General features: G+C 73.5%; 21 protein-coding genes. 10 read left to right on the top strand and 11 right to left on the bottom strand.

All coding sequences use genetic code 11. From position 1 onward, the window contains the following. Nucleotides 1–248 precede the first annotated feature (248 nt). Nucleotides 249–1427 carry a L,D-transpeptidase gene (locus PSED_RS29505; protein ID WP_233899196.1) on the top strand — a complete coding sequence of 393 codons (1179 nt, stop codon included), beginning with the start codon at nucleotides 249–251 and terminating at the stop codon, nucleotides 1425–1427. 132 nt (nucleotides 1428–1559) lie between these two features. Next, nucleotides 1560–2789: a PucR family transcriptional regulator gene (locus tag PSED_RS29500; RefSeq protein ID WP_013677895.1), complete on the top strand. Its 1230-nt coding sequence runs from the start codon at nucleotides 1560–1562 to the stop codon at nucleotides 2787–2789. Here the strand turns inward: PSED_RS29500 and PSED_RS29495 are convergent. Beyond that, nucleotides 2745–3194, bottom strand: coding sequence for a TraR/DksA family transcriptional regulator (locus PSED_RS29495; RefSeq protein WP_193788430.1), 450 nt, complete (start codon nucleotides 3192–3194; stop codon nucleotides 2745–2747). The genes PSED_RS29500 and PSED_RS29495 overlap by 45 nt on opposite strands. A gap of 54 nt (nucleotides 3195–3248) precedes the next feature. Then, nucleotides 3249–3602, bottom strand: a complete 354-nt coding sequence (locus PSED_RS29490; protein WP_013677893.1) for a hypothetical protein — start codon at nucleotides 3600–3602, stop codon at nucleotides 3249–3251. 440 nt (nucleotides 3603–4042) lie between these two features. Between PSED_RS29490 and PSED_RS29485 the strand changes: the two genes are divergently transcribed. The 4 genes from PSED_RS29485 (at nucleotide 4043) to PSED_RS29470 (ending at nucleotide 7277) form a co-directional block, all read left to right on the top strand. Continuing rightward, complete coding sequence (locus tag PSED_RS29485) at nucleotides 4043–4324, top strand: DUF3040 domain-containing protein (protein ID WP_013677892.1); 282 nt, start codon at nucleotides 4043–4045, stop codon at nucleotides 4322–4324. Between the two features lie 156 nt (nucleotides 4325–4480). Next, complete coding sequence (ctaD, locus tag PSED_RS29480) at nucleotides 4481–6178, top strand: aa3-type cytochrome oxidase subunit I (RefSeq protein WP_013677891.1); 1698 nt, start codon at nucleotides 4481–4483, stop codon at nucleotides 6176–6178. Nucleotides 6179–6210: 32 nt separating this feature from the next. Continuing rightward, the gene (locus tag PSED_RS29475; RefSeq protein WP_013677890.1) at nucleotides 6211–6387 is read left to right on the top strand and encodes a hypothetical protein; all 177 of its coding nucleotides are present in this window, start codon (nucleotides 6211–6213) and stop codon (nucleotides 6385–6387) included. Further along, complete coding sequence (locus PSED_RS29470) at nucleotides 6384–7277, top strand: hypothetical protein (protein WP_013677889.1); 894 nt, start codon at nucleotides 6384–6386, stop codon at nucleotides 7275–7277. The genes PSED_RS29475 and PSED_RS29470 overlap by 4 nt, the downstream gene beginning before the upstream one ends. Here the strand turns inward: PSED_RS29470 and PSED_RS29465 are convergent. The 3 genes from PSED_RS29465 to PSED_RS29455 form a co-directional block, all read right to left on the bottom strand. After that, nucleotides 7246–8340: a zinc-dependent alcohol dehydrogenase gene (locus PSED_RS29465; protein WP_013677888.1), complete on the bottom strand. Its 1095-nt coding sequence runs from the start codon at nucleotides 8338–8340 to the stop codon at nucleotides 7246–7248. The genes PSED_RS29470 and PSED_RS29465 overlap by 32 nt on opposite strands. Before the next feature lie 134 nt (nucleotides 8341–8474). Continuing rightward, the gene (locus tag PSED_RS29460) at nucleotides 8475–10214 is read right to left on the bottom strand and encodes an MFS transporter (protein ID WP_013677887.1); all 1740 of its coding nucleotides are present in this window, start codon (nucleotides 10212–10214) and stop codon (nucleotides 8475–8477) included. 206 nt (nucleotides 10215–10420) lie between these two features. After that, nucleotides 10421–11359 (bottom strand): hypothetical protein, encoded by a 939-nt coding sequence (locus tag PSED_RS29455; protein WP_013677886.1) that lies wholly within the window; start codon nucleotides 11357–11359, stop codon nucleotides 10421–10423. A gap of 193 nt (nucleotides 11360–11552) precedes the next feature. On the opposite strand from PSED_RS29455, the gene PSED_RS29450 reads away from it, so the two are divergent. Continuing rightward, nucleotides 11553–12149, top strand: coding sequence for a carboxymuconolactone decarboxylase family protein (locus tag PSED_RS29450; protein ID WP_013677885.1), 597 nt, complete (start codon nucleotides 11553–11555; stop codon nucleotides 12147–12149). Nucleotides 12150–12252: 103 nt separating this feature from the next. Then, nucleotides 12253–12993: a DUF5995 family protein gene (locus PSED_RS29445; RefSeq protein ID WP_013677884.1), complete on the top strand. Its 741-nt coding sequence runs from the start codon at nucleotides 12253–12255 to the stop codon at nucleotides 12991–12993. 64 nt (nucleotides 12994–13057) lie between these two features. Here the strand turns inward: PSED_RS29445 and PSED_RS29440 are convergent, their stop codons facing one another. The 4 genes from PSED_RS29440 to PSED_RS29425 form a co-directional block, all read right to left on the bottom strand. After that, on the bottom strand, nucleotides 13058–15046 hold the full coding sequence (locus PSED_RS29440; protein WP_233899194.1) for a potassium transporter Kup: 1989 nt from the start codon (nucleotides 15044–15046) through the stop codon (nucleotides 13058–13060). 133 nt (nucleotides 15047–15179) lie between these two features. Next, nucleotides 15180–15434 (bottom strand): hypothetical protein, encoded by a 255-nt coding sequence (locus PSED_RS29435; RefSeq protein ID WP_013672487.1) that lies wholly within the window; start codon nucleotides 15432–15434, stop codon nucleotides 15180–15182. Between the two features lie 153 nt (nucleotides 15435–15587). After that, complete coding sequence (locus tag PSED_RS29430) at nucleotides 15588–16784, bottom strand: glycosyltransferase family 4 protein (RefSeq protein ID WP_049803539.1); 1197 nt, start codon at nucleotides 16782–16784, stop codon at nucleotides 15588–15590. Nucleotides 16785–16857: 73 nt separating this feature from the next. Next, nucleotides 16858–18336, bottom strand: a complete 1479-nt coding sequence (locus PSED_RS29425) for an amidase (protein WP_013677881.1) — start codon at nucleotides 18334–18336, stop codon at nucleotides 16858–16860. A 315-nt stretch (nucleotides 18337–18651) separates the two neighbouring features. On the opposite strand from PSED_RS29425, the gene PSED_RS29420 reads away from it, so the two are divergent. After that, a complete protein-coding gene (locus tag PSED_RS29420) occupies nucleotides 18652–19428 on the top strand; it encodes a methyltransferase domain-containing protein (RefSeq protein ID WP_013677880.1) in 777 nt (258 codons plus the stop codon). 20 nt (nucleotides 19429–19448) lie between these two features. Here the strand turns inward: PSED_RS29420 and PSED_RS29415 are convergent, their stop codons facing one another. After that, entirely contained in the window at nucleotides 19449–19949 is a 501-nt protein-coding gene (locus PSED_RS29415) for a carboxymuconolactone decarboxylase family protein (protein WP_041762768.1), read from the bottom strand. A 50-nt stretch (nucleotides 19950–19999) separates the two neighbouring features. Here PSED_RS29415 and pdxR point away from each other — a divergent pair, with 50 nt between their 5' ends. After that, nucleotides 20000–21403 carry a MocR-like pyridoxine biosynthesis transcription factor PdxR gene (gene pdxR / locus PSED_RS29410; RefSeq protein WP_013677878.1) on the top strand — a complete coding sequence of 468 codons (1404 nt, stop codon included), beginning with the start codon at nucleotides 20000–20002 and terminating at the stop codon, nucleotides 21401–21403. Between the two features lie 30 nt (nucleotides 21404–21433). On the opposite strand, the gene PSED_RS29405 is transcribed toward pdxR, so the two are convergent. After that, nucleotides 21434–22594: a luciferase domain-containing protein gene (locus PSED_RS29405; protein ID WP_013677877.1), complete on the bottom strand. Its 1161-nt coding sequence runs from the start codon at nucleotides 22592–22594 to the stop codon at nucleotides 21434–21436. Nucleotides 22595–22747 lie beyond the last annotated feature (153 nt).

The following is a 22747-nucleotide window of genomic DNA, read 5'->3' as shown; positions in this document are numbered from 1 at the left end:
CGTCCCTCCCTGAGGTCGTCGCGGACGCGATGAGCATAGGTCGTGCCCGACTGGGCGCCGCGCCGGTTCCGTCCGCTTCCTGGCACTTCGCGTGTCTTGTGCCGCAACGGATCCGCCTCTCGGCAGCGCTGTCACCCGGCAGTGGCAGTCTGTACCGGTGGGCCTCCGCACGGGGAGGTCCGGAGGGGCAGGGTGGGGACTCCGTGAGAGGGCCGACGGGTCGCGTTCGCACGAGGTTGTCGTTCTCGTTGGGGGTCGCGGTACTCGCATGCCTCGTGCTGGCGGGGCTGGTCATCGCCGCGCCGCGGCAGGCGCAGGCGTTGTCCGCGGGAATCACCAGCGGAGCCGGGGGGCAGCCCGCCGCCGCGGCGGCGCCGGTCGTGGCGACGAGCGCCGACAGCGGGCCGCTCAACCCGTCGTCGCCGCTGCAGCTGACGGTGACCGGCGGCACCATCGCCGCCGTCGCGATGACCGACAAGGCCGACGGCAAGCCGGTTGCGGGGACCCTGGCCCCGGGTGGTGCCGGGTGGGCCTCGACGGGAGATCTCGCCTACGGCACGACCTACTCCGTCGGGGTCGACACCGTCGCGGCCGACGGCACCCGGCACCACGACGACAAGACCGTCAGCACGGTCGCGCCGAGGACGACGGCCTACCCGTCGTTCATCCCGCCGCCGTCGCAGACCTCGGTCGGGGTCGGGCAGCCGATCGTCGTGCGGTTCGACCACGCCGTCCACGACAAGGCCACCGCCGAGAAGGCGCTGTCGGTCACGGCCAGCCCGCCGCAGGAGGGCAGCTGGTACTGGCTGTCGGCCACCGAGGCGCACTACCGGCCCAAGACCTACTGGCAGGCCGGGTCGACGATCACGCTGAAGGCCGACATGTTCGGCGTCGACCTCGGCGACGGTACGTACGGCGAGACCGACCGCACCGAGACCATCCACGTTCACGACTCGTGGATCGCCAAGGCCGACGGTGCCACCGAGCAGATGCAGATCTTCCAGAACGGCAAGCTCGTGAACACGATGCCGATCAGCCTCGGCTCGCCGGGCTTCCCCTCGCACACCGGCCCGCACGTCATCTCCGACAAGCAGCCGTCGATCATCATGGACTCCTGCACCTACGGCGTCTGCCAGGGCCAGCCCGGCTACTACAAGGAGCAGGTCGACCTCGACGAGCGGATCTCCGACGACGGCGAGTTCGTGCACTCCGCGCCGTGGTCGGTCGGGTCGCAGGGCGGCGCCAACGTCTCGCACGGCTGCGTCAACCTCAGCCCTGCCAACGCGCAGTGGTTCTTCGACCACTTCGGCATCGGCGACGTCGTGGAGATCACCAACTCGGGCGGTCCCACGCTGCCCCTCGGCGACACCTACGGCGACTGGGAGCTCAGCTGGTCGCAGTGGCAGGCGGGCAGCGCGGCGAAGTAGTGGGCCGGACGGTCCCGCACCGGCCGCCGTCGCCGGATCGCGCGCGCTTGTCCGTCGTCGGACCCCGGCCTGCTGTCGCCACCGCCGATCGTCCAGCAGAGTGGTGGCTGGGCGAGGAGCGGAGGGACGCGCGTGACGGAGCGGGACGAGCACCGGCCGCGGACGAGGGCCGAGGCGGCGGCAGCGGACGACTCGTGGCTGACCGACGTGGCGCAGGCCGCCGGCCGGGAGGCGGGCGGCGTGCCGGTTGAGCTCCTCGGGGACTACCTGACGCTGCTGGCCGACGCCGCGACCACCGGGCGCAAGCCGGACCCGGCCGAACTCGACGCGGTGGAGATGCTGGGGCGGCGGGCCGCCGAGCTCGGTGTCTCGGCGGGACACGCCGTGCAGCTCTACCTCTCGGCGGCCAAGCGGCTGTGGGCGGAGCTCCCGATGGTGATCCGCTCACGCAGCAGCGGGGCCGTCCGGGACGCCGCTGCCGCGGTGCTGCACGTCGTCGACGCCGCGGTCGGTCGGCTGGCGGAGGGCCACAACGAGGTCCGCCGGGAAATGGTGCGGTGGGAGGAGCGGCTGCGCCACGAGTTCATCGAGGACCTGCTGCGTGGCGACGCGGACGTGGGCCGGCTGGTCGAACAGGCGGAACCGTTCGGCCTGGACCTGGGCCTTCACCACCAGGTCGCCCTGGCCGCGCCGACCGGGCGGATCAGCGAGGTCGACCCGATGATCAGCTCCCTGGAACACGCGGTGGTGGACCGCTTCGGCGACCGCGACGTGTTGGTGGCCACGAAGGACGGCTGGATCGTCGTGATCGCGCCGGGTGGCTCCGACGCGTCGGGCAGGCCGCGGGCCAAGCTCGGCGACTTCATCCACGCGGAACTCGGCCGCTCGCCCCGTGGCCGCCCGTGGCGGGTGAGCGTGGGGCGGCCCTACCCGGGCTCGTACGGAGTCCCGCGCTCGTACGAGGAAGCGCGCGAGGGTCTCGCCATGGCCGTGCGCCTGCACCTGGACGCCCCGGTGATCGAGGCCGAGCAGCTGCTGATCTACCGCGTTCTGCTGCGGGACCAGCCCGCGATCACCGACCTCGTCCAGTCGGTTCTCGGTGGGCTGGTCCACACCCGCGGCGGTGCCGAGCCACTGCTGGCCACTCTCGACGCCTACTTCGCCACCGGGGGCGTCAGCACGGCGACCGCGCGCCGCCTCAACCTGTCCGTCCGGGCCGTGACCTACCGCCTCGATCGGGTCAGGACCCTGACCGGACGTGACCCCACCGATCCCGCGCAGCGGTTCACGATGCACGCCGCGACACTCGGCGCGCGGCTACTCGGCTGGCCGGGACACGACGACTTCAGCGCGCCGCTCTGACCGGCGGCCCGACGACCGCGGTCCGCGATGACGCCCGGCGCGCGGGATGCGGTCACGCAGCCGGCAGCAGCGCAGGCACAGCGTCGTCTGGGGGATCGCTTCGAGCACGGCGAGGGAGATGGCGGCACCGCATGCCCGGCACCGGCCGTAGCGGCCGGTCCGGATCCTTGCCAGCGCGAGCTCGATGTCGCCCAGCGCGTGTCGCGCGCCGGACTCGACGAGCGCCTGGACCTCGCTCAGCCCCGGCGACTCCTCGCGGTCCGGACCGCGACCGGCGAGCCGGTCCGGGTTGCTCCCGCCCGGTGCGAGCGAGGCGAGCTGTTCACGACGGAACCCCTGCTGGCGCACCAGTTCGGCGCGCAGGGCGGGAACGCGCCGGGCGAGCAGATCGCGATCATCCGTCACCGGCCGGTCGCCGGCACCCGGCGGACGCGGCGGCGCCACTGCGAACCTCCTTAGTCATCCCATCCGCCCGAGCCGGATGGAGGGGGTGAACGGAGCGCTCCGGCGACGGCCGGAGCCGGGACGTGCGCCGAACCCGTGACCGTGGCGGGCGGGGCCGCCGGGGACGGGGACGGAGGACCGACGCACGAGGTGCGCGGCGAGATCCACCGCGGCGCGGCGCACGGCCTCCGGGAGCGACTCCCGCCCGGTCTCCAGCTCCGCGCCCACCGCGCTCAGGAGACGGTCCATGGGCGGGGCCAGGTCCTCCCCGTCCGGGCTGGCCTCACCGGCGCGGAGAAGGAGAGCGGCCTCCTGGCACACCAGGGCGTCCGCCACGACGGACGTGTCCGACAGGTCGTGCACCTTCACAATGCGCCTCCTGGTCGACGTGGGCCCGTGGGCAGCCCGGGGGACGAGCTGTGCGTGTCCGGTCGGGACCCGGCCGCCGCTGCTCCCCGACCTCCACGTTGCCGTCGGCGACCGAACCCGGCAGGGGTCGTCCCCGGCGAAGTTCGCGCCGACCAACTGCCGACGACCGGCAGCAAGGCTCGCCGTCACGCCTGCCCGCCACGATCCCGGCGGACCGCGGTCGCCTGCCGGGAGCACAGCGACTCCGGACGATCGAGGCGAGCCGACGGAGGCGTCCGGACGTCGGCGCGACGCCACGATCTATGTCCCGGTACTGCCGTACCTCGGCAACCGATCGGGTCGAAGTTGGCCGGTCACACGGGTGTCCCCGCCGTCGGAACGGGATGCACCGTGGAGTCACCGGACGCGACCCGGTGGGACCCACCGTGAGGAGGTGCGTCGTGCTCGACGATCACGAGCGACGGACGTTGCAGGATCTCGAGCGTCAGCTCATGGCCGAGGACGTGGAGTTCTCGCGGTCCTTCCGCGCGCACACCCAGCACCTCGGCCGAAAACACCTCGGCGGCGCGGCGACGGTCGGACTGGCGGTCGTGATCGTGCTGTGCGCGCTCATGGTGATGGCCGGGTCGCCCGTCGGCGCGCTGGCGTTCGCCGCGCTGAGCGGCGTGCTCTGGTTGGCCAGGTGGGGCGCGCGCCGCCGTGAGGGCCGCGACCGCCGCTGAGATCACGGACCGCAGCCCGGCCCGTCGCAGGACGCCGCCCGGGGCCGGAACGGGGAGGCGAGAACAGATGCTCATCGACGGTCCGTCGGCGGCCCCACCGCCATCAGGCCTGCGAGGTCGAACCATGCCGTCCGGACGTCCGCAACCGAGGCCGTCGTGACCGACGTCCGACCGAAACCCGTTACGCGTCCGTACCCGGCGCGCCGCTCGGCCAAGGGATCCACGCTGCTCACGATGATGCGGACGACGGACCCCAAGGACATCGCGATCCTCTACCTGGTCACGTCGTTCGGCTTCTTCCTGGCCGGCGGTGCGATGGCGCTGCTGATGCGCGCCGAGCTGGCCCGGCCGGGCATGCAGTTCCTCTCGCCAGAGCAGTACAACCAGCTGTTCACGATGCACGGCACGATCATGCTGCTGCTGTACGCGACGCCGATCCTGTTCGGCTTCGCCAACTACATCGTGCCGCTGCAGATCGGTGCCCCCGACGTCGCGTTCCCGCGGCTGAACGCCTTGTCCTACTGGCTGTTCCTGTTCGGCGGCCTCGTCGTTATCTCGTCCTTCCTGACTCCCGGCGGGGCGCCCGACACGGGCTGGACCGCCTACGCGCCGCTCTCGGAAGCCGTGCACGCCCCGGGAGCAGGCCAGGACCTGTGGCTCACCGGGCTCATCGTGGCCGGCCTGGGCACGATCCTCGGTGGCGTCAACTTCATCACCACGATCGTCTGCCTGCGCGCGCCCGGCATGACGATGTTCCGGATGCCGATCTTCACCTGGAACATCTTCATCACCGCGATCCTGATCCTCATCGCGTTCCCCGTGCTCACCGCCGCCCTGTTCGGCCTGCTCGCCGACCGGCACCTCGGGGCCCACGTGTTCGACCCGGCCAACGGCGGGGCGATCCTGTGGCAGCACATGTTCTGGTTCTTCGGCCATCCCGAGGTCTACATCGTCGCGCTGCCGTTCTTCGGGATCGTGACGGAGGTGTTCCCGGTGTTCAGCCGGAAGCCGCTGTTCGGCTACAAGGGAATGGTCTTCGCCACCTTGTCGATCGCGATGTTGTCCGTGGCGGTGTGGGCGCATCACATGTTCGCCACCGGCGCGGTGCTGCTGGCCTTCTTCTCGCTCACGAGCTTCCTGATCGCAGTGCCGACGGGGATCAAGTTCGTCAACTGGATCGGCACGATGTGGCGGGGGAGGCTCACCTTCGAGACGCCGATGCTCTTCGCGGTCGGCTTCGCCGCCACATTCCTGTTCGGCGGGATGAGCGGCGTGCTGCTGGCCTCGCCGCCGCTGAACTTCCACGTCACCGACACCTACTTCGTGGTGGCGCACTTCCACTACGTGCTGTTCGGGACGATCGTGTTCGCCACCTATGCCGGGATCTACTTCTGGTTCCCGAAGATGACCGGCCGGATGCTCGACGAACGCCTCGGGAAGGTGCACTTCTGGCTGACGTTCGTCGGGTTCCACACGACGTTCCTGGTGCAGCACTGGCTGGGCAACGAGGGCATGCCGCGCCGCTACGCGGACTACCTGCCGACCGACGGGTTCACCACGCTGAACACGGTCTCCTCGATCGGGGCGTTCGTCCTGGGCGCCTCGACGCTGCCGTTCATCTGGAACGTGTGCCGTTCCTACCGTTACGGGCGTGTGGTGACCGTGGACGACCCGTGGGGCTTCGGGAACTCGCTGGAGTGGGCCACCTCCTGCCCGCCGCCGCGGCACAACTTCACCGAGCTGCCCCGCATCCGGTCCGAGCGGCCGGCGTTCGAGCTGCACTACCCGCACCTGGTCGGGCAGTTCCGACGCGAGGCCCACGTGGGTCGCAGGCGTGGGACGCGGTCCCGGTGAGCCGGGTGCAGGGCCGTGGAGGAGGTGCTCCCGTGGTCGACGACCGCGATGGGGACCCGCGCGTGGGGATCACACAGCGGTCGTCGGGAGTGACCGTCGTCGGCTCTCCGGCGGTCGACGCCGCCGACCGCGACCTGGCGTTGCAGAGATGGGAGAACGAGGGTGGTGCCGTAACGACCCGGTCCGGCCCGGCGACGAGCCAGACGTGACCCCCGAGAAGCGGCTGTTGTCGGGCCGCGTGGGCGCGCTCGTCGTGCTCGTGGCGCTGTTCGTGCTCTACCTGGCCGGGCTGCTGACGGTCGCCCAGCTCGTGACGCTGCTGGTGTTCGCGATCATCGCGGTCCTGGTGCTCACCGTCCGCCCCGCGCAGGTGCGCGCGCTGCTCGACCGGGTCCAGGAGGTCTCGGCGGGCGGGGTCAGCATCGAGCTGGCGGCGGCCGGAGCGCACGCCGCGGCGGCGGCGCCCACCGGGTTCGAGGACCCGGGCGCCGCACCGGCCGCCTCGATCGTCGAGCTGCGCTTCGAGCTCGAGCGCAAGCTGGCCGACCTCGCGAGCGGCGTCCTGTCGGAGGTCGTCGACGGGATCGTCGTGCCCACCCACGTCACCGTGGGGCGCCTGGTCCACGATCGGCTGCTCGACCACCAGGAGGGGCTCGTCGCCGACACGATCATGACGACGAGCGAGCAGGCGTTCCTGCTCCTGCCGCCCGTGCAGCGGACGGCGCTGCTGCACGACGGGAGCCGGTTCGTCGCGGGCGTGCGCGCCGCGGTCTTCCACGAGCGGGCCGCGCAGGTGCTGCGGCAGCGCTTCGGCGCCGTCGAGCGTGTGCACCGGACCGGCTCCGCTCGTCCCGACCTGGTCGTCGTCGACGCCGGCGAGCGCGTCCGCTACGTGCCGGTGTTCTCGACCGCGGGCGCCGACGGCGAGGTCGTGCAGCGTCAGCTGCGGCAGCCGGCGATCCCGGACGGCCGCACGGTCGTGCTGCTGCCGTCGCTCGGGCACGTTCCGGCCGGCCCGGCCCCGGCGTGCGTCGAGACGTTCGGCGACCTGTTGCGCGACAGCGCCGTCACCCCGCCGGAGGCACCAGGACGACCTTGAGCCGGTCGGTCAGCGCGTGATCGGCGACGGTGGCGACGGCCTCGGCCGCGTCGTGCAGGTCGAACCGGTGGGTGACGAGCCGTTCGAAGGGGAACAGACCGGTCGCGGCCAACGCCATCGCCCGCCGCACGGCGGCGCTGTCGAAGCTGAACACACCCTGCAGTCGGATCTCCTTGAGCGTGACGACGTCCATCGGCAGCGGTGTGAGCACGTCCTTGCCGGTGACGCCGCCACTGACCACGGTTCCGGTGCGGCGCACCAGGTCCAGCGAGGTCCGCAGCGCCGCGGGGCTGCCGGTCGTGTCGACGACGACGCGCGCGAGCTCGCCCCGCGTGGCGTCCCGCACCGCCGCGACGACGTCCTGCTCCCCGGCCGTGACGACCACGTCGGCGCCGAACTCGGGCGCGAGGGCCCGGCCGAGCACGTCGTGCGGCAGGCCGGTCGCCACCACGGTGCGCGCGCCCGCCGCGCGGGCCGCCGCGACACAGCACAGCCCGATCGGCCCGACGCCCTGCACCACGACGTCGTCGCCCTGCACGACGCCCCCGCGGGCCAACGTCCACTGCACGGCGTTGGAGATCGCGACGGTGCAGAGCATCCCGACCTCGGCGCTCGTGCCGTCGGGGACGCGGTGCACGAGCGAGCCGGGCGCGAGGTACATCAGCGGGGAGTAGGCACCCCAGAGGAAGGGCTCGGCGTCGCAGGCGGTGGCCGTCCCGTAGCCGATCGCCGACTCGCAGAACCGGCCGTTGCCCTCGGTGCAGTAGCGGCAGCCACCACAGCCCACCATCGGCTCGACGACCACCCGGTCCCCGGCGGTGACGCCCCAGCGCCGGGCGGCACGCTCGCCGACCTCCTCGATCCGCCCGACGATCTCGTGACCCATGATCAGCGGCAGCGGCGTCGGGTAGCCGCCGGTGACGATGTCGACGTCGGTGTGGCAGATGCCGGCCAGCTCGACGCGCAGCAGCCCGTCGTCGGGCCCTGGCCGCGGCCGCGGGAACTCGCGCGCGGCGAACTCCCGCGCCTCGGTGAGCACCATCGCCTCGACGGTCGCCGCCATCGTGTCTCCCTCCGGCGGGGTCCACGCCGACCCCGCGTGAGGGCATTGTCGGCCGTGCCGCGGTCTGTCGCGTGGTCGCGCCGCGCCCGGCTGTGAGTGGCGATGGTCGCCATGGCGACCATCGCCACTCACGGTCAGTGCTCGGGTGCCGTGGCCGGCGTGGTGGAGCGGTCGGCGGCGACGTACCGAGTCCCGCGCGAGACGCTCGCCGCCGCGGCGATCAGGCACGCGGCGATCGCGAACCCGAACGCGATGTGCAGGCCCGCCTCGAACGGCCCCGAGATGAGGTCGGGGAAGAACGTGTTGCCGGTGACGGCCGCGACGTCGACGGGCGGCATCTGGGCGAGCACGGCGTCACCGAGCAGGTGCTGCATCGGGTTGTAGCCCAGGAACGCCGCGAAGAGCACCGACACCGGCGGGCTGCTCGCGATGGCCGTCGCCGCCGCGGCGGGCACGTGGTGCGCCTCGAGGCCGGAGGTCAGTGCCGAGGGCAGTGTCGCGGCCAACCCGGCGATCATCAACGAGAAGAAGATGCCGATCGAGAAGACCTGCGCGGAGTTCTGGAAGGTCGAGTTCATCCCCCCACCCGCGCCGCGGTCGGCCGCCGGCAGGCTGTTCATCACCGCGGCCCGGTTGGGCGAGGCGAAGCAGCCCATCGCGAGCCCGTTGAGCAGCAGGATCCCGGCGAACTGCCAGTACGGGAAGTCGATCGGGAGCAGCTCGAGCAGCCCGAACGTCACGGCGGCGACGATCATCCCGCCGGTGGCGAACGGGCGTGCGCCGAAGCGGTCGGAGAGGTAGCCCGAGACCGGGCCCGCGGCGAGGAAGCCCACGGTCAGCGGCAGCATGTGGATACCCGCCCAGAGCGGCGTCTCCTCGAACGTGTAGCCGTGCAGCGGCAGCCAGATGCCCTGCAGCCAGATGATCATCATGAACATCAGGCCGCCGCGGCCGAGCGCGGACAGGAACGTCGAGAGCGTGCCGAAGGTGAACGCGCGGATGCGGAACAGCGGTAGCCGGAACATCGGGAAGCGCACCCGTCGTTCGATCGCCGCGAACGCCAGCAGCAGCACGACCCCGGCCGCGAGCGAGCCGAGCACCAGCGGGCTCGTCCAGCCCATCGTGTGGGCGCCGTAGGGCTGGATGCCGTGCGTGATGCCGATCATGACCAGGATCAGCCCGGCCGCGAACGTGACGTTGCCCAGCCAGTCGACGGGCTCGTGCGACCGGGTGCCGACGTCACGCAGCCTGCGGTAGGCCCAGACGGCGCCGAACACCCCGCACGGCACCGAGATCAGGAAGACCAGCCGCCAGTTGACCGGGGCGAGCAGGCCGCCGAGCACGAGACCGATGAACGTCCCGCTGATGCCGGCGACGTTGTTGATGCCGAGGGCGAGTCCGCGCTGGTGGGCGGGGAAGGCGTCGGTGAGGATCGCGCCGGAGTTGCCGACGAGGAACGCCCCGCCGATCCCCTGCACGATCCGCCAGACCAGCAGCCAGATCGCCCCGGCGTGCCCGGTCATCCAGGTGATCGTCAGCATCAGCGACGCGAACGTGTAGACGACGAAGCCGAGGTTGTACATCTTCACGCGGCCGAACAGGTCGCCGAGCCGCCCGACGCTGACGACGAGCACGCTGCTCGTCACCAGGTAACCGAGGATCATCCACAGCAGGTAGAAGCTGTTCTCGGGGAGCAGCGGGTCGAGCTGGATGCCGCGGAAGATGTCGGGCATCGCGATGAGCATGATCGAGGCGTCGATCGTCGCGAGCAGCACGCCGACCGTCGTGTTCGTGAGGGCGACCCACTTGTAGCGGTCGTCGCGCGACGCACGATCCGATCCGGTGCCGCGGTCCAGGTCGTCCTTGATGCTCATGCGGTCGCCCGCACCTCCGTCCGACGCGGCTGGGGGCCGGCCGGGGCGCGGGGCGCGACGGCGGCGGCCACCACCACTACAGCAGGTTGCTTAGCGTCAGGCAATTATCGGTGACGCCGCGCCGCCGGACGGCGGGGACGGCTGTCCGGCGGTGCGGTCGATCGTCCGGATCGTCCCGGGCTCCGGCCCGGCGTCGGCGACGAACGTCACCGGGGGAGGGCGGCGACCACGTCCCGCAGCACCGGGGTGTAGTCGTCGCCACCGAGGCGCTGGAAGCTGCTCATGGTGATCGTGTAGCCGCCCTTGCCGGTGACGGCCATGGCCATGGCCTCGACGTCCTTGGTCGCGATCCAGCCCTTCGTGCCGCCGGGCAGGTCCTCGACGTTCGCGTACATGCGGGTCGCGCTGTCGCGCATGTAGTCCATCGTCATCTCGGTCGTGCTCGCGCTCGCCGGCACGATCGTGAGGGTGGCGACGCCGTTGCCGTCGCCGAACAGGCAGCTGCCGCCGTCCTTCATCGGCTGTCCGACGAGCTCGCTGACGCGCGCCGCGGTGAACGGGCAGTCGGGGGTGACGTCGGCGCCGCCCGCGGCGAAGGCCACGTCCGGGTCGCCGGTGCCGCCGCCGGCCGTCGAGCCGGTGTCGGTCCCGGGCGCGGAGGCCGGGGCGTCGGTCGAGACGGCGGCGGGCTGCGTGGGTGCGGCCGACCCGAACGGCACCGTCCCGCCGAGCAGCAGGTAGATCCCGGCGCCCACGGCCGCGACCAGGACGAGCCCGAGGACGACGACCGTCGCGATCCTGCGGCCGCTCGGACCGGCGGGCAGGGGGGCGGTCGGCGCGGGCCGGCCGGCCGGTCCGAGCGGCGGCTGCTGGCCGGGGGTCCCGCCGTGGTGGCCGAGCGGGGGACCGACCGGCGGCCGGGGCGGCGGCGCACCGTGGGACGGCGGGGGCGCTGCGCCGTAGGGCGGCGGGGGCGCTGCGCCGTAGGGCGACGAGGGCGCCGCGCCGTAGGGCGACGAGGGCGCTGCGCCGTACGGCGACGGGGGCGCTGCGCCGTAGGGCGACGAGGGCGCCGCGCCGTAGGGCGACGAGGGCGCTGCGCCGTACGGCGGCGGGGGTGGGAAACCGGGGGCGTTGCGGTTCATGGGGGCTCCTTCGACGACTCCGCGGGAACTCCCGCATCCGAGGAGAAGCCTGCCGACGATCACCGCCCGCAACGACCGTGCCGACCCCCGACCCGGGTAGGGTCCGCCCCCGGATCAGGGCGTCGCTAGAACCTTGACGACGCTCCCCGGATCCGGTGAGACTCCTCTCGTCCGCTCAGCGAGGAGATGACCCGTGGCCCGACTCCGTGCCGTTCCGACCGACGAGTTCGACCCCGCCCTGCGGGCGACGCTCGGCCCGGCCCTCGACGACCCGCAGGGCCTCGGGCTGCTGCGGGTCCTCGCCCTGCGTCCCGACGTCACGTCCGCGTTCCTGACCTTCCGCAGCGCGCTCGCCGCGACCTCGACGCTCCCGCCCCGGCTCGTCGAGCTGGTCCGGCTGCGCATCGCGTTCCACAACCAGTGCCGCAGCTGCATGGCGCTGCGCACGGCCAGCGGCGCGGAGGACGGGGTCACCGAGGGCCTGGTGTGCTCACTGGAGAAGCCGCAGGAGGCGCCCGACCTCACCGCGGCCGAGAAGGCCGCGCTGCGGTACGCCGACCTGTTCGCGACCGACCACCTCGCCGCCGACGACGCCGTCTTCGACCTGCTCCGCGAGCACTTCACCGAGCCCGAGATCGTCGAACTGGGCGTGCAGATCGCCGTCTTCGTCGGCTTCGGTCGGCTGTCGGCGACGTGGGATCTCGTCGACGACCTGCCCGAGCGCTTCCGCGACCGCTCCGGCGCCGTGACTCCCTGGGGCGCCGACGCCGTCGTCGCGGACCACCGCTGAGCGACGCCGCCGCCGGCCTGCGCGCAGGCCGGCGGCGGCGTCGGAACATCCTCGCGCGGGCGCGACCCTGGCCCCGGGCGGCGCGTGCGGGCAGGATGCGGCGATGGCGGAGGGGCCGATCGCGGCGGTGGCGGCGTCCATGCAGGAGCGGCTCGACGGGATGCCGCCCGGCCGGGCGGCGCAGCGGGATTTCCTCGGCACCTACCGGCGCACGACGCTCGCCGTCGGCGACGCCGTGGCCCGCGGCGACTTCGAGGACCCGGCGTGGGTCGAGGAGTGGGACGTCGCGTTCGCGGGTTTCTACCTCACCGCGCTCGACGGTGACCTCACCGGCGGACCGGTGCCGCGGCCGTGGCGGCTGGCGTTCGGGGCGCGGGAGTCGCTGCCGTCGCTGGTGCACGTGCTGCTCGGGGTCAACGCGCACGTCAACTACGACCTGCCGCAGGCACTGCTCGTGGTGATCACCGACGCCGACTTCACCGACGACGCGCTGCTCGACCGTCGGCGCCGCGACCACGAGCGGATCGACGCCGTGCTGTCCGCGCGCGTCGCGGCCGAGGACGGCGAGCTCGCGGCGCGCTCGGCCCGCGGGCTCGTCGACCGTGCGCTCGCCCCGCTCAACCGCCGGGCGTCGCGCCGCTTCCTGCGCGAGGCCCGGCAGAAGGTGTGGCACAACACGGTCGAGCTGCAGAAGGCCCGGCTGGCCGGCGCCGACGCCTACGCCACGCGGCTCGCCGAGCTGGAGGTGCTGGCCGCCGCCCGGATCGCCGACCTGCTCGCGCCCGGGCAGGTCCTGCTGCGGCTCGCCGTCGCCGGGTTCGGCGTCACGCTGCCCCCGCCCTGACCGGCCCGCCCCGACGTGCCCGCCGGGTCGTGAGCGGCGATGGTCGCCTCGCGACCGTCGGCGCTCACAGCTCGATGCGCGAGCCCATCACGACGGTGCGGTCCACGGGCAGCCGGAACACCGACGCCGGCGTCGCCGCGTTGTGCGAGAGGCCGATGAACAGCCGCTTGCGCCACGACGCCATGCCGTTGCCCGCCCCGCGCTCGATCGTGATGCGGGACAGGAAGTACGACGCCGCGTCCGGGTCGATGTCGAGCTCCGGGGTGAGGTTGCGGGCCTGCCGCAGGACCTCCGGGATGTCCTGGTCGTCCTGGAAGCCGAAGCTCGCCGTCAGATGGACGATCCCGTCGTCGTGATGACCCAGCTCGTCGACGGTCAGCCGCTCGGCCACCGGGACGTGCGGCACGTTGAGCGAGAGCACCGAGACGATCACGACCCGCTCGTGCAGCACGTCGTTGAACCGGACGTTGGCCCGCAACGCCAGCGGGGCAGTCTGGTTGGTCGGGTGCGGGAACACCGCCGTCCCCGGGACGCGCCGCACCCGCTTCTCGTGCAGGTGGTCGATGAAGTCGGGCAGCGGGCCCTCGAGGTCGATGCGCCGGCCCGTGATCAGTCGCCGGCCGCGTTGCCACGTCGTCATCACGGTGACGACGATTGCCGCGATCACCAGCGGCAGCCACCCGCCGTGCGGGATCTTGGGGATGTTCGCGGCGAGGTAGAGCAGCTCGAGGCCGCCGAACACGACGCCGGTGAGGACCAGCTGCCACGTCGGCCAGCGCCACTTCGTGGCGGCGTACATCAGGAACAACGTCGTCGTCAGGAGCAGGGTGCCGGTCACGGCGAGCCCGTACGCGGCCGCGAGCTTGTCCGACGACCGGAACGTCACCATCAGCACGAGCACGCCCGCGAACAGCAGCCAGTTGACGGCCGGGACGTAGATCTGGCCGCTCTCCCGCGTCGAGGTGTGCCGGACGGTCAGGTGCGGCAGGTAGCCCAGCCGCACGGCCTGCCGCGACACCGAGAACGCCCCGGAGATCACCGCCTGCGAGGCGATGACGGTCGCGAAGGTCGCGAGCACGACCAGCGGCCACCGGGCCCAGCTCGGCGCGAGCAGGTAGAACGGGTTGTCGACGGCCTTCGGGTCGGCCAGCAGCAGCGCCGCCTGGCCGAGATAGTTGACGATCAGCGCCGGGAAGACGACGGCGAACCACGACACCCGGATCGGCCGCTTCCCGAAGTGGCCCATGTCGGCGTAGAGGGCCTCGGCGCCGGTGATCGACAGCACGACGGCACCCATCGCGATGAACGCCGTGTAGGGGTGGTCGACGATGAACGCGCCGATCCACGTCGGCGACAGCCCGACCAGGACGCCGGGGCGCTCGACGATGTGCGGTACCCCCAGCACCGCGAGCACGACGAACCACAACACCATGATCGGCCCGAACAGCCTGCCGACGCGGTGGGTGCCCCAGCGCTGGGCCAGGAACAGCAGCGCCAGGATCGCGATGCCGATCGGTAGTACCAGCTCGGCCAGCTGCGGTTCGGCGACCTCCAGACCCTCGACCGCCGACAGCACCGAGATCGCCGGCGTGATCAGCGAGTCGCCGTAGAACAGTGACGCGCCGAGCACGCCGAGCAGCAGGGCCACCATCCCGCGTCGCGCCGTGGTCCGCGTGACCTCGCGGACCAGCGCGGCGAGCGCCATGATCCCGCCCTCGCCGTCGTTGTCGGCGCGAAGGATGAACGACACGTACTTGATCGTGACGACGATCGTCACCGACCAGAAGATCAACGACACGACGCCGTAGATGTCGGCCGTGTTCGGCCGGACGGCACCGCCGTCGATCGAGAAGACGGTCTGCATCGCGTACAGCGGGCTCGTGCCGATGTCGCCGAAGACGATGCCCAGCGCCCCGAGGGCGAGCCCGGCCAGCCCCGCGCCGTGCGCGGCGGGGTGATCGGGGTTGCCGACGGGCGGCGCGGCCGTCGGCGGGGGCTCGACCGGGCCGGGCGCGGCGGCATCCACGTCGGCGGTCGGCTGCGGGTCGGTCACGCGCACAGTCTGCCCGGCCCCGGCGTTCGGCAGGGACCGCGGTGATCACGACGTGCCGGGCGCGACCGGGAGCGGGTCGCGACGCGCGAGCGCCCCGGACTCTGCGTGGGTCCGGGGCGCTCGTCGTGGGAGGTCAGTTGTAGGCGTGGTGGCTGCCGTAGGACGAGGAGTGGTCGTAGTTGTCGTGGCAGCCCTTGTCGTAGGAGTCGTGGCAGTGGGAGTCGCTGTAGGAGGACTTGTCGCAGTAGTCGTCGTCGTAGCGGCCGTTGTCCCAGCAGTGCGAGTACTTGTCGTCCCAGTTGTGGTGCTTGTCGGACCAGTTGTCGTCGCAGTGCTTGCCGTAGTCGTCGTTGTGGTGCTTGCTGGTGCTGCAGTGGGACTTGAACATTTCGGGCCTCGTCTCGGTGGGGTTCGTGCGCCGGGTTCGTGCTGTGGGGTTCGTGCTGTGGGGGTGTTTCCGTGTTGAGGAGAACTCTGCCGTCGCGGAGGCCTCGCGACGATCGAGTGCGCCCCCGTTCCCGAGGGGGAGAACCCCACTTCCTCAGCGGGCGCCGCGGACCCGGTCGACGGTCTCGCGGACGCGTCGGGCCACCGCGGTCCACGACGCCTCGGCCTCCAGCCAGGCCGCACCGGCGTCGCCCATCGACTGTGCGCGGTCGGCGTCGGTGAGCAGGTCGACCAGTGCCGCGGCGAGCGCGTCGGGGTCGTCGGGCGGTACCAGCAGCCCGGTCTCGCCGTCGCGGACCGCGGCCGGGATGTCCCCGACCGCCGTCGCGACGACCGGCCGGGCGAACGTGTACGCGAGATGCACGACGCCGCTCTGCGTGGCCCGCCGGTACGGCGTGACGACGACCCTGGCCTCCCCGAACAGCCGCGGCACGTCGGCCGTCGCCACGTAGCCGGGGCGGGCGTGCACGCCCAGCGCCCGGGCGCGCGCCGTCAGCGCCGCCTCGTCGACACCCAGCACCGATCCCGCGACGACGATCCGCGCGTCCGGGACCTTGTGCCGCACGGCGGGAACCGCGTCGAAGAGCAGGTCGATGCCCTTGTAGGCGGTCCAGGCGCCGAAGAACAGGACGACCGGCCCGGTCCGCGCACACGGCGGGACCGGCGCGTCGCCGCGCAGGGCCGCCTCGTCGCCGTGCGGGATCACGACGACCGGGCACGCGACCTGCCAGCGCTCGTGCACCTTCGCGCGAGCCTCCTCACCGAGCACGAAGACGGCGTCGACGCTGTGCCACGCCCGCTCCAGCGCGGGGTCGAGGACGCGCCCGTGCCGCTCCTTCGTGGTGTCGGCGCGCACCCGCGGCACCGGCTCGTGCGCGACGAGGACGATCGTCGAACGCGGCAGCAGCCGACGGGCCGCGACGGCGCCCAGCGCGTCCATGCTGAACCGCCACGTCGACCAGACGACGACGTCGGGGCGGCTGCGCCGCAGCAGGGCCAGCACGACGAGCCAGGCCAGCGCCCGCTGTCCCGCTCGGAGCACGCGCCGCGCCTTCTTCGCGAGCCGGCCGATGGGCTTCTCGTCGGCCGGGTGCCAGGTGGGCAGCACCGGCCGCATCCGGACGCCGGGGTGGGTCGGGCCGAGCTCCGGGTCGGGGCCGGTGATGAAGTCGACGGCGTCACCACCCGCCGCGACACCCCCGGCGAGCTGCGCCGAGAACTGGAACAGCCCGCCGGAGGGGCTGAACTCCACGAACGTCACGGTGCGACGCCTGCCGCCTCCCGAATCCACGCGTCGAGGCTAGGGGTTGTGCGCCGGCCGACCCGCCGCGGGCGTTCGCCGCCCGCGGCGACGGCGGCCGTCCTCAGAGGGGCGGCTCCCGGTCGGCCCACGGCCGGAGGGCCTCCAGCTGCGCCGCCAGCGCGAGCAGCCGGCCCTCACCACCCAGCGGGCCGACGAACTGCACCCCCAGAGGCAGCCCGGCCGGCGTCCGGTACAACGGCACCGACATCGCCGGACGGCCGGTGATGTTGGCCAGCTGCGTGTACGGCACCGGCGACAGGTTCTGGTCGATCAGCGTGTCCAGCACGTTGGTCCTCGCCAGCAGGCCCGCCGCGTGCGCGCGCAGCAGCACCCGGCTCGCCCGCGCGACGGCCTCCGGCGCGGCCAGCTCGCCGATCCGCACCGGCGGCCGGGCCAGCGTCGGGGTGAGCAGGAGGTCGTACCGCTCGTGGAACGCGGCCAGCCTGCGGGTGTGGGAGTTCCAGCGGTCGTGCGCCGCGATGTAGGTGGGTGCCGACGTCGCTCGTCCGACCGCGGCCATGATCCGCGTGTCCAGCTCGAACGCGTCGACGCCGCAGCCGGTCACCGCCCGGGCCTCGGCGACCTCCGCGGCGACGGCCGCGAACCACATCGTCAGGAAGTCCTTGGCGAGACCGCGTTCGTCCACCCCGGTCGAGGCCGGCTCGACGTCGTGACCCGCCGCGTCCAGCAGCGCTGCCGCGTCCTCCACCGCCGCGACGGCCTGCGGGTCGACGGGGGTGCCCAGCGGTGAGGCCGTCGCGAAACCGATGCGCAGGCGTCCGGGATCGCGGCGGGCGACCTCGGCGAAGGACTCCGGGGGGCGGGGGGTCGGGAACGGACCGCCCGGATCCGGGCCGACGAGGACGTCCAGCATCGCCGCGGTGTCGCGCACCGTCCGCGAGACGACGCCGTTGACCGCCGCGCCGTGCAGCCGTTCGCCGACGTCCGGCCCGTCGGGCAGGAGCCCGCGGCCGGGCTTGAGGCCGAACAGCCCGCAGCACGCGGCCGGGATCCGGATCGACCCGCCGCCGTCCGAGGCCCCGGCCACCGGCACGATCCCGGCCGCGACCGCCGCCGCCGACCCTCCCGACGAGCCGCCCGGCGTCCGTGTGGTGTCCCACGGGTTGCGCGTCGGACCGAACACCTCGGGCTCGGTGATGCCCTTCGCGCCGAACTCCGGGGTGTTGGTCTTGCCGAACGGGACCAGGCCGGCGTCGAGCCACCGCTGGACGACGAGCGCGTGCGCAGGCTGCGGGTGCCTCGCCAGCGCCCGGTTCCCGGCCGACGTCGGCAGCCCGGCGTAGTGCTGGCCGAGGTCCTTGAGCAGGAACGGCACCCCGGCGAACGGCCCGCTGAGCTCGCCGCGCGCGCGTTCCCGCGCGATCTCGTACATCGGCCGGACGATCGCGTTGATCCGCGCACCGACGGCGTCGGCGCGCGCGATCGCCGCCTCGAGCAGCTCCGACGCCGACACCTCGCCCTTCGCGACGAGCTCGGCGAGCCCCACGGCGTCGTACGAGCGGTACTCGGGCTGGTCCACGCTGCCTCCCTGCGCCGGGCGGGACGTCCGGACGTGCGGTCCCGGCGACCCTAGCCCCGGCCGCACCCCCCGACCGTCCGCCGCGGCCGGGCCCGGCGCGCCGACCCGCCCCGCGCAACCTCCGCAGCACGTGGCCACCCGCGCCGACCCCGCCCCGGGCGCAACCTCCGCCGCGCGCGCCGCCCCGCCGCCCTCGTCCCGCGCGCAACCTCGCTGCTGCTCCGAGGCCCGGTGACGACGGTGAGGTTGCGCGCGGATGCGTCCGGTCGCGGGCCGGTCAGGCGCGCCGGGGCGGGCTAGCCTCCGAACGTGGCGATGTTGGAGTTCGGCGACGAGGAAGCGCGGCGACTGGACCGCAGCTACGCGACGAGCGACGTCGTCGCCCAGCGTGCCCAGGTGCTCGACATGTTGCGGCTGCGGCGCGGGGAGCGGGTGCTCGACGTCGGGTCCGGACCCGGCTATCTGCTCGCGTCGATGGCCGAGGCGGTCGGCCCGGCGGGGGCGGTGCAGGGGATGGACCCGAGCCCGGCGATGAACGCGATCGCCCGGCAGCGGTGCGCGGCGATGCTATGGGCGACGGTCGGTGAGGGCGACGCCTGCGCGCTGCCGTACCCGGACGAGGAGTTCGACGTCGTCGTCGCGACGCAGGTCTACGAGTACGTCCCCGACATGCCCGCGGCGATCGCCGAGGTCGCCCGGGTGCTGCGGCCCGGCGGGCGGGTCGTCGTGCTGGACACCGACTGGGACTCGCTGGTCTGGAACGTCGCCGACCGCGCCCGGCACGAGCGGATCGTCGCGGCCTGGGAGGAGCACCTGGCCGACGCCCGGCTCCCGCGACGGCTCGCCGGGCTGCTGCGCCGCGGCGGCTTCGAGGTCGTCGACCAGCGCGTCATCCCGCTGTTCAACCCGCGCCTGCACGCCGACACCTTCAGCGCGAACATCATGGAGACGATCGCCGCGTTCGTGCCCGGGCGGCGCGGCGTCACCGCGCAGGACGCCGCCGACTGGCTCGCCGACCTGCGCGCCCGCGCCGCCGAGGACGAGTACCTGTTCAGCCTCAACCGCTACAGCATCTCGGCGGTCCGGACGTAGGCCCGGTCCCGGCGCGCGACTCAGCCGTGCCGGGCGGGCGTGTAGTGCCCCGGCGCCAACCGGGAGGTGACGCCGAAGCGGTTCCAGGCGTTGATCACGGTGATCGCCACGATCAGGTGGGCGAGCTCGGTCTCGTCGAACTCCGCGGCGGCGCGCGCGTAGACGTCGTCGGGCACGAACCCGTCGGTGAGGACGGTCATCGCCTCCGTCAGCTCCAGGGCCGCGACCTCCTTGGCGCTGTAGAAGTGCAGTGACTCCTCCCAGGCCGACAGCTGGATGATCCGTTCGACGCTCTCGCCCGCGGCGAGCGCGTCCTTGGTGTGCATGTCGAGACAGAACGCGCAGTGGTTGAGCTGCGAGGCGCGGATCTTCACCAGCTCGGCGACGACGGGGTCGAGGCCACGGCGGGCGGCGCCGTCGAGGGCGATCATCGCCTTGTAGGCCTCGGGGGCGAGCTCGGCCAGCTCGAGGCGCGCCGGGCGCTCGACGTTGCGTTCGGGGGCGGTGGTCCGTTGCGACATGTACGCGACGGTAGTTCCGCAGTGGCCGGTGAACATGTTCCACTTCTGGTGTGAGTTCGCGGTCCACTTCGGCAGGTTCCGATCTGCACCTGGACCTGTCCGTCGGTCACGGCCGCGGCGTGCGCGTCGCGCTGACGGACGCGGTGCGCGACGCGATCCGCGACGGGCGGCTGGCGCCGGGCGCGCGGCTCCCGTCGTCACGTTCGCTCGCGGCCGATCTCGGGCTGGCCCGGACGACCGTCGTCGAGGCGTATGCGGAGCTGGTCGCCGAGGGGTGGCTGACGGCGCGGCACGGGTCGGGGACCCGGGTCGCGACGCGCTCGCCCGCGGTCCCGCAGCACCCGACGTCGCCCGCCCCGCCGCACACCTCCGGCCCGCGCCACGACCTGATCGCCGGGCGGCCGGACGTCGCGAGCTTCCCGCGGGCGCAGTGGCTGCGCGCGACCCGCCGCGCGCTGGCCGCCGCGCCCGACGAGGCGTTCGGTTACGGCGGCCCGCGCGGTCGTCCCGAGCTGCGCGAGGCGCTGGCCGACTACCTCGCACGAGCCCGTGGCGTGCGCACCGACCCGGCCCGGATCGTCGTCTGTGCCGGGGTGTCGCACGCGCTGACCCTGCTCGCGACGGTGCTGCGCCGTCGCGGGGTGCGCGCCGTCGCCGTCGAGTCGGTGGGGCTGCACGTGCACCGCGACCTGCTGCGCGCCGAGGGCCTGCGCATCCCGCCCGTCGAGGTCGACGGGCTCGGCGCCCGCACCGACACCCTGGGTCGCGACGTCGGCGCCGTCCTGCTCACCCCGGCCCACCAGTTCCCGACGGGCGTCGCCCTCGACCCGTCCCGGCGCGCCGCGGCAGTCGAGTGGGCCCGCACGACGGGCGGCCTCGTCGTCGAGGACGACTACGACGGCGAGTTCCGCTACGACCGGCAGCCGGTCGGCGCGTTGCAGGGGCTCGATCCCGAACACGTCGTCCTCCTCGGCACGACGAGCAAGGCGCTCGCCCCCGCCGTCCGGCTGGGCTGGATGGTGCTGCCCGCGTCGCTGGTCGCCGAGGTCGAACGGGCCAAGGGGCTGGTCGAGCCGGTCACGAGCGGCCTCGACCAGCTCGTCCTGGCCGATCTGGTCGGGTCCGGGGCCTACGACCGGCACGTGCGCGCCCGGCGCCGCAGCTACCGGCGCCGTCGCGACGAGCTGGTCGCCGCGCTGGCGCGGCGGGCGCCGCACGTCGGGGTGAGCGGCCTGGCCGCGGGCCTGCACCTGGTGCTGACGTTGCCGCCGGGCACCGAGGCCGACGTGCTGCGCGCCGCGGCGTGGCACCGGCTCGCCCTCGAGGGCCTCGGGACCTTCCGCCATCCCGACGCCGGCCCGGGTCCCGACGGTGTCGTCGTCGGGTACGCGACCCCGTCGGACAGCGCGTGGGCCGGGACGCTCGACGCCCTGTGCCGGGTGCTCGCCCCGTGACGCCCCGGAGCGCGCGCCGCGTCCCCGCGGTCAGCCGCGGGCGTGCCGGTACCCGGCGGCCACGATGCCCGTCACCGTCTCCAGCTCGGCGTCGTCGCGCGGCCCCGGCACCAGCACCATCCCCGGGCTGACCCGCACCCCGGCCAGCGGGTGCACGACGGCCCAGCCCTTGGCCACCGCGTCGTAGGCCTGTTCGGGCGGCAGGACGAGGTGCAGGCTGAAGTCGGGCGCGGGGTGCTGGTGGGCGAACTCGCCGTCGGCGGGCAGCACGAACGCGACGTCGGGCCCGTTGCTCGCGTCCCGGTCGAGCAGCAGGGCCCGGGTGCCGTCGACGCCGACGCGGGTGGGTCCCGTCGTCACGCCGTCGAAGGCCGCGATCCGCGACCACAGCGCCTCGGCGAGCTCGGCCGGCCCGTTCTGCGACGACTGGTGCTGCGGCACCCCGGCGGTCACCTCGGGAGGCTCGCCCGCGCGGGGCGGCAACGGGCCGCCGAGGGTGGGCCAGGCGGGCTCGTCGCCGTCGGCGAGGGGGTTCTCGCCGTGGGCGCGCAGCCAGTCGAGGCGGTCGCCCAGCCACGTCCCCAGATCGCCGACGACCTTGCCCGCGAGCTGGTCCCCGCCCGGTTCGCGCTCGGCGAGGACCGGTGCGCCGCTGTGCCGCGTCAGCCAGTCCCACGTGCGCTCGAGCAGCGGTGGCGGGGTGCGGGTGTCGTCGGCGCCGTGGGCGAGGAAGACCGGCATCCCGGCGAGCGCACCGCGGGGCATGGGGATCCCGGCGTCGAACGGCAGCGCGCCGTAGAGCAGCACCGCACCGGAGAACCGGTCGGGCGCCACCAGCATCAGCGCCCCGGCCAGCGCCACGCCCTCCCGGAAGCCGAGCAGCAGGACGGGCCGCTCGGGGTCGCCCTCGGTGTCGAGCCAGGCCAGCACCCAGCGGCAGGCGGCGGCGAGGCCCTCGGCCTCGGGTGAGCCGTCGACGAGGGGGAACCACGAGTAGCCCGTCGGCCCGGCGATCGGCGCGCGGACCGACACGTACCCGACCGGCCCGTGGGGCAGCCACGGGGAGATCTCGATCAGCGAGTGCTCGCTGGTCCCGTTGCCGTGCAACGCGACGACCAGTGGTGCCGACGGATGCTCCCACCCCCACCGGGCGACCATCGGCTCGTCGCCCGGCAGCCCGACGTCGGTCACTGGTCCACCCTCTTCTGTGCGGGGGTCATGAGGGCCTCTGTGGTAGGAAACGGTCGGGAGCCGGGGTGACGGCCCGCGTCGGTCGCCGTGAGACGGCCGCGATGACACTGCCGCCCCCGGTTCCTGCCCGGTCTGAGATCGACGACAGAGGGC

It is taken from the genome of Pseudonocardia benzenivorans CB1190, from assembly GCF_000196675.2.
Taxonomy (GTDB): Bacteria; Actinomycetota; Actinomycetes; order Mycobacteriales; family Pseudonocardiaceae; genus Pseudonocardia; species Pseudonocardia benzenivorans.
This window is presented reverse-complemented; position numbering and strand designations above follow the sequence as displayed.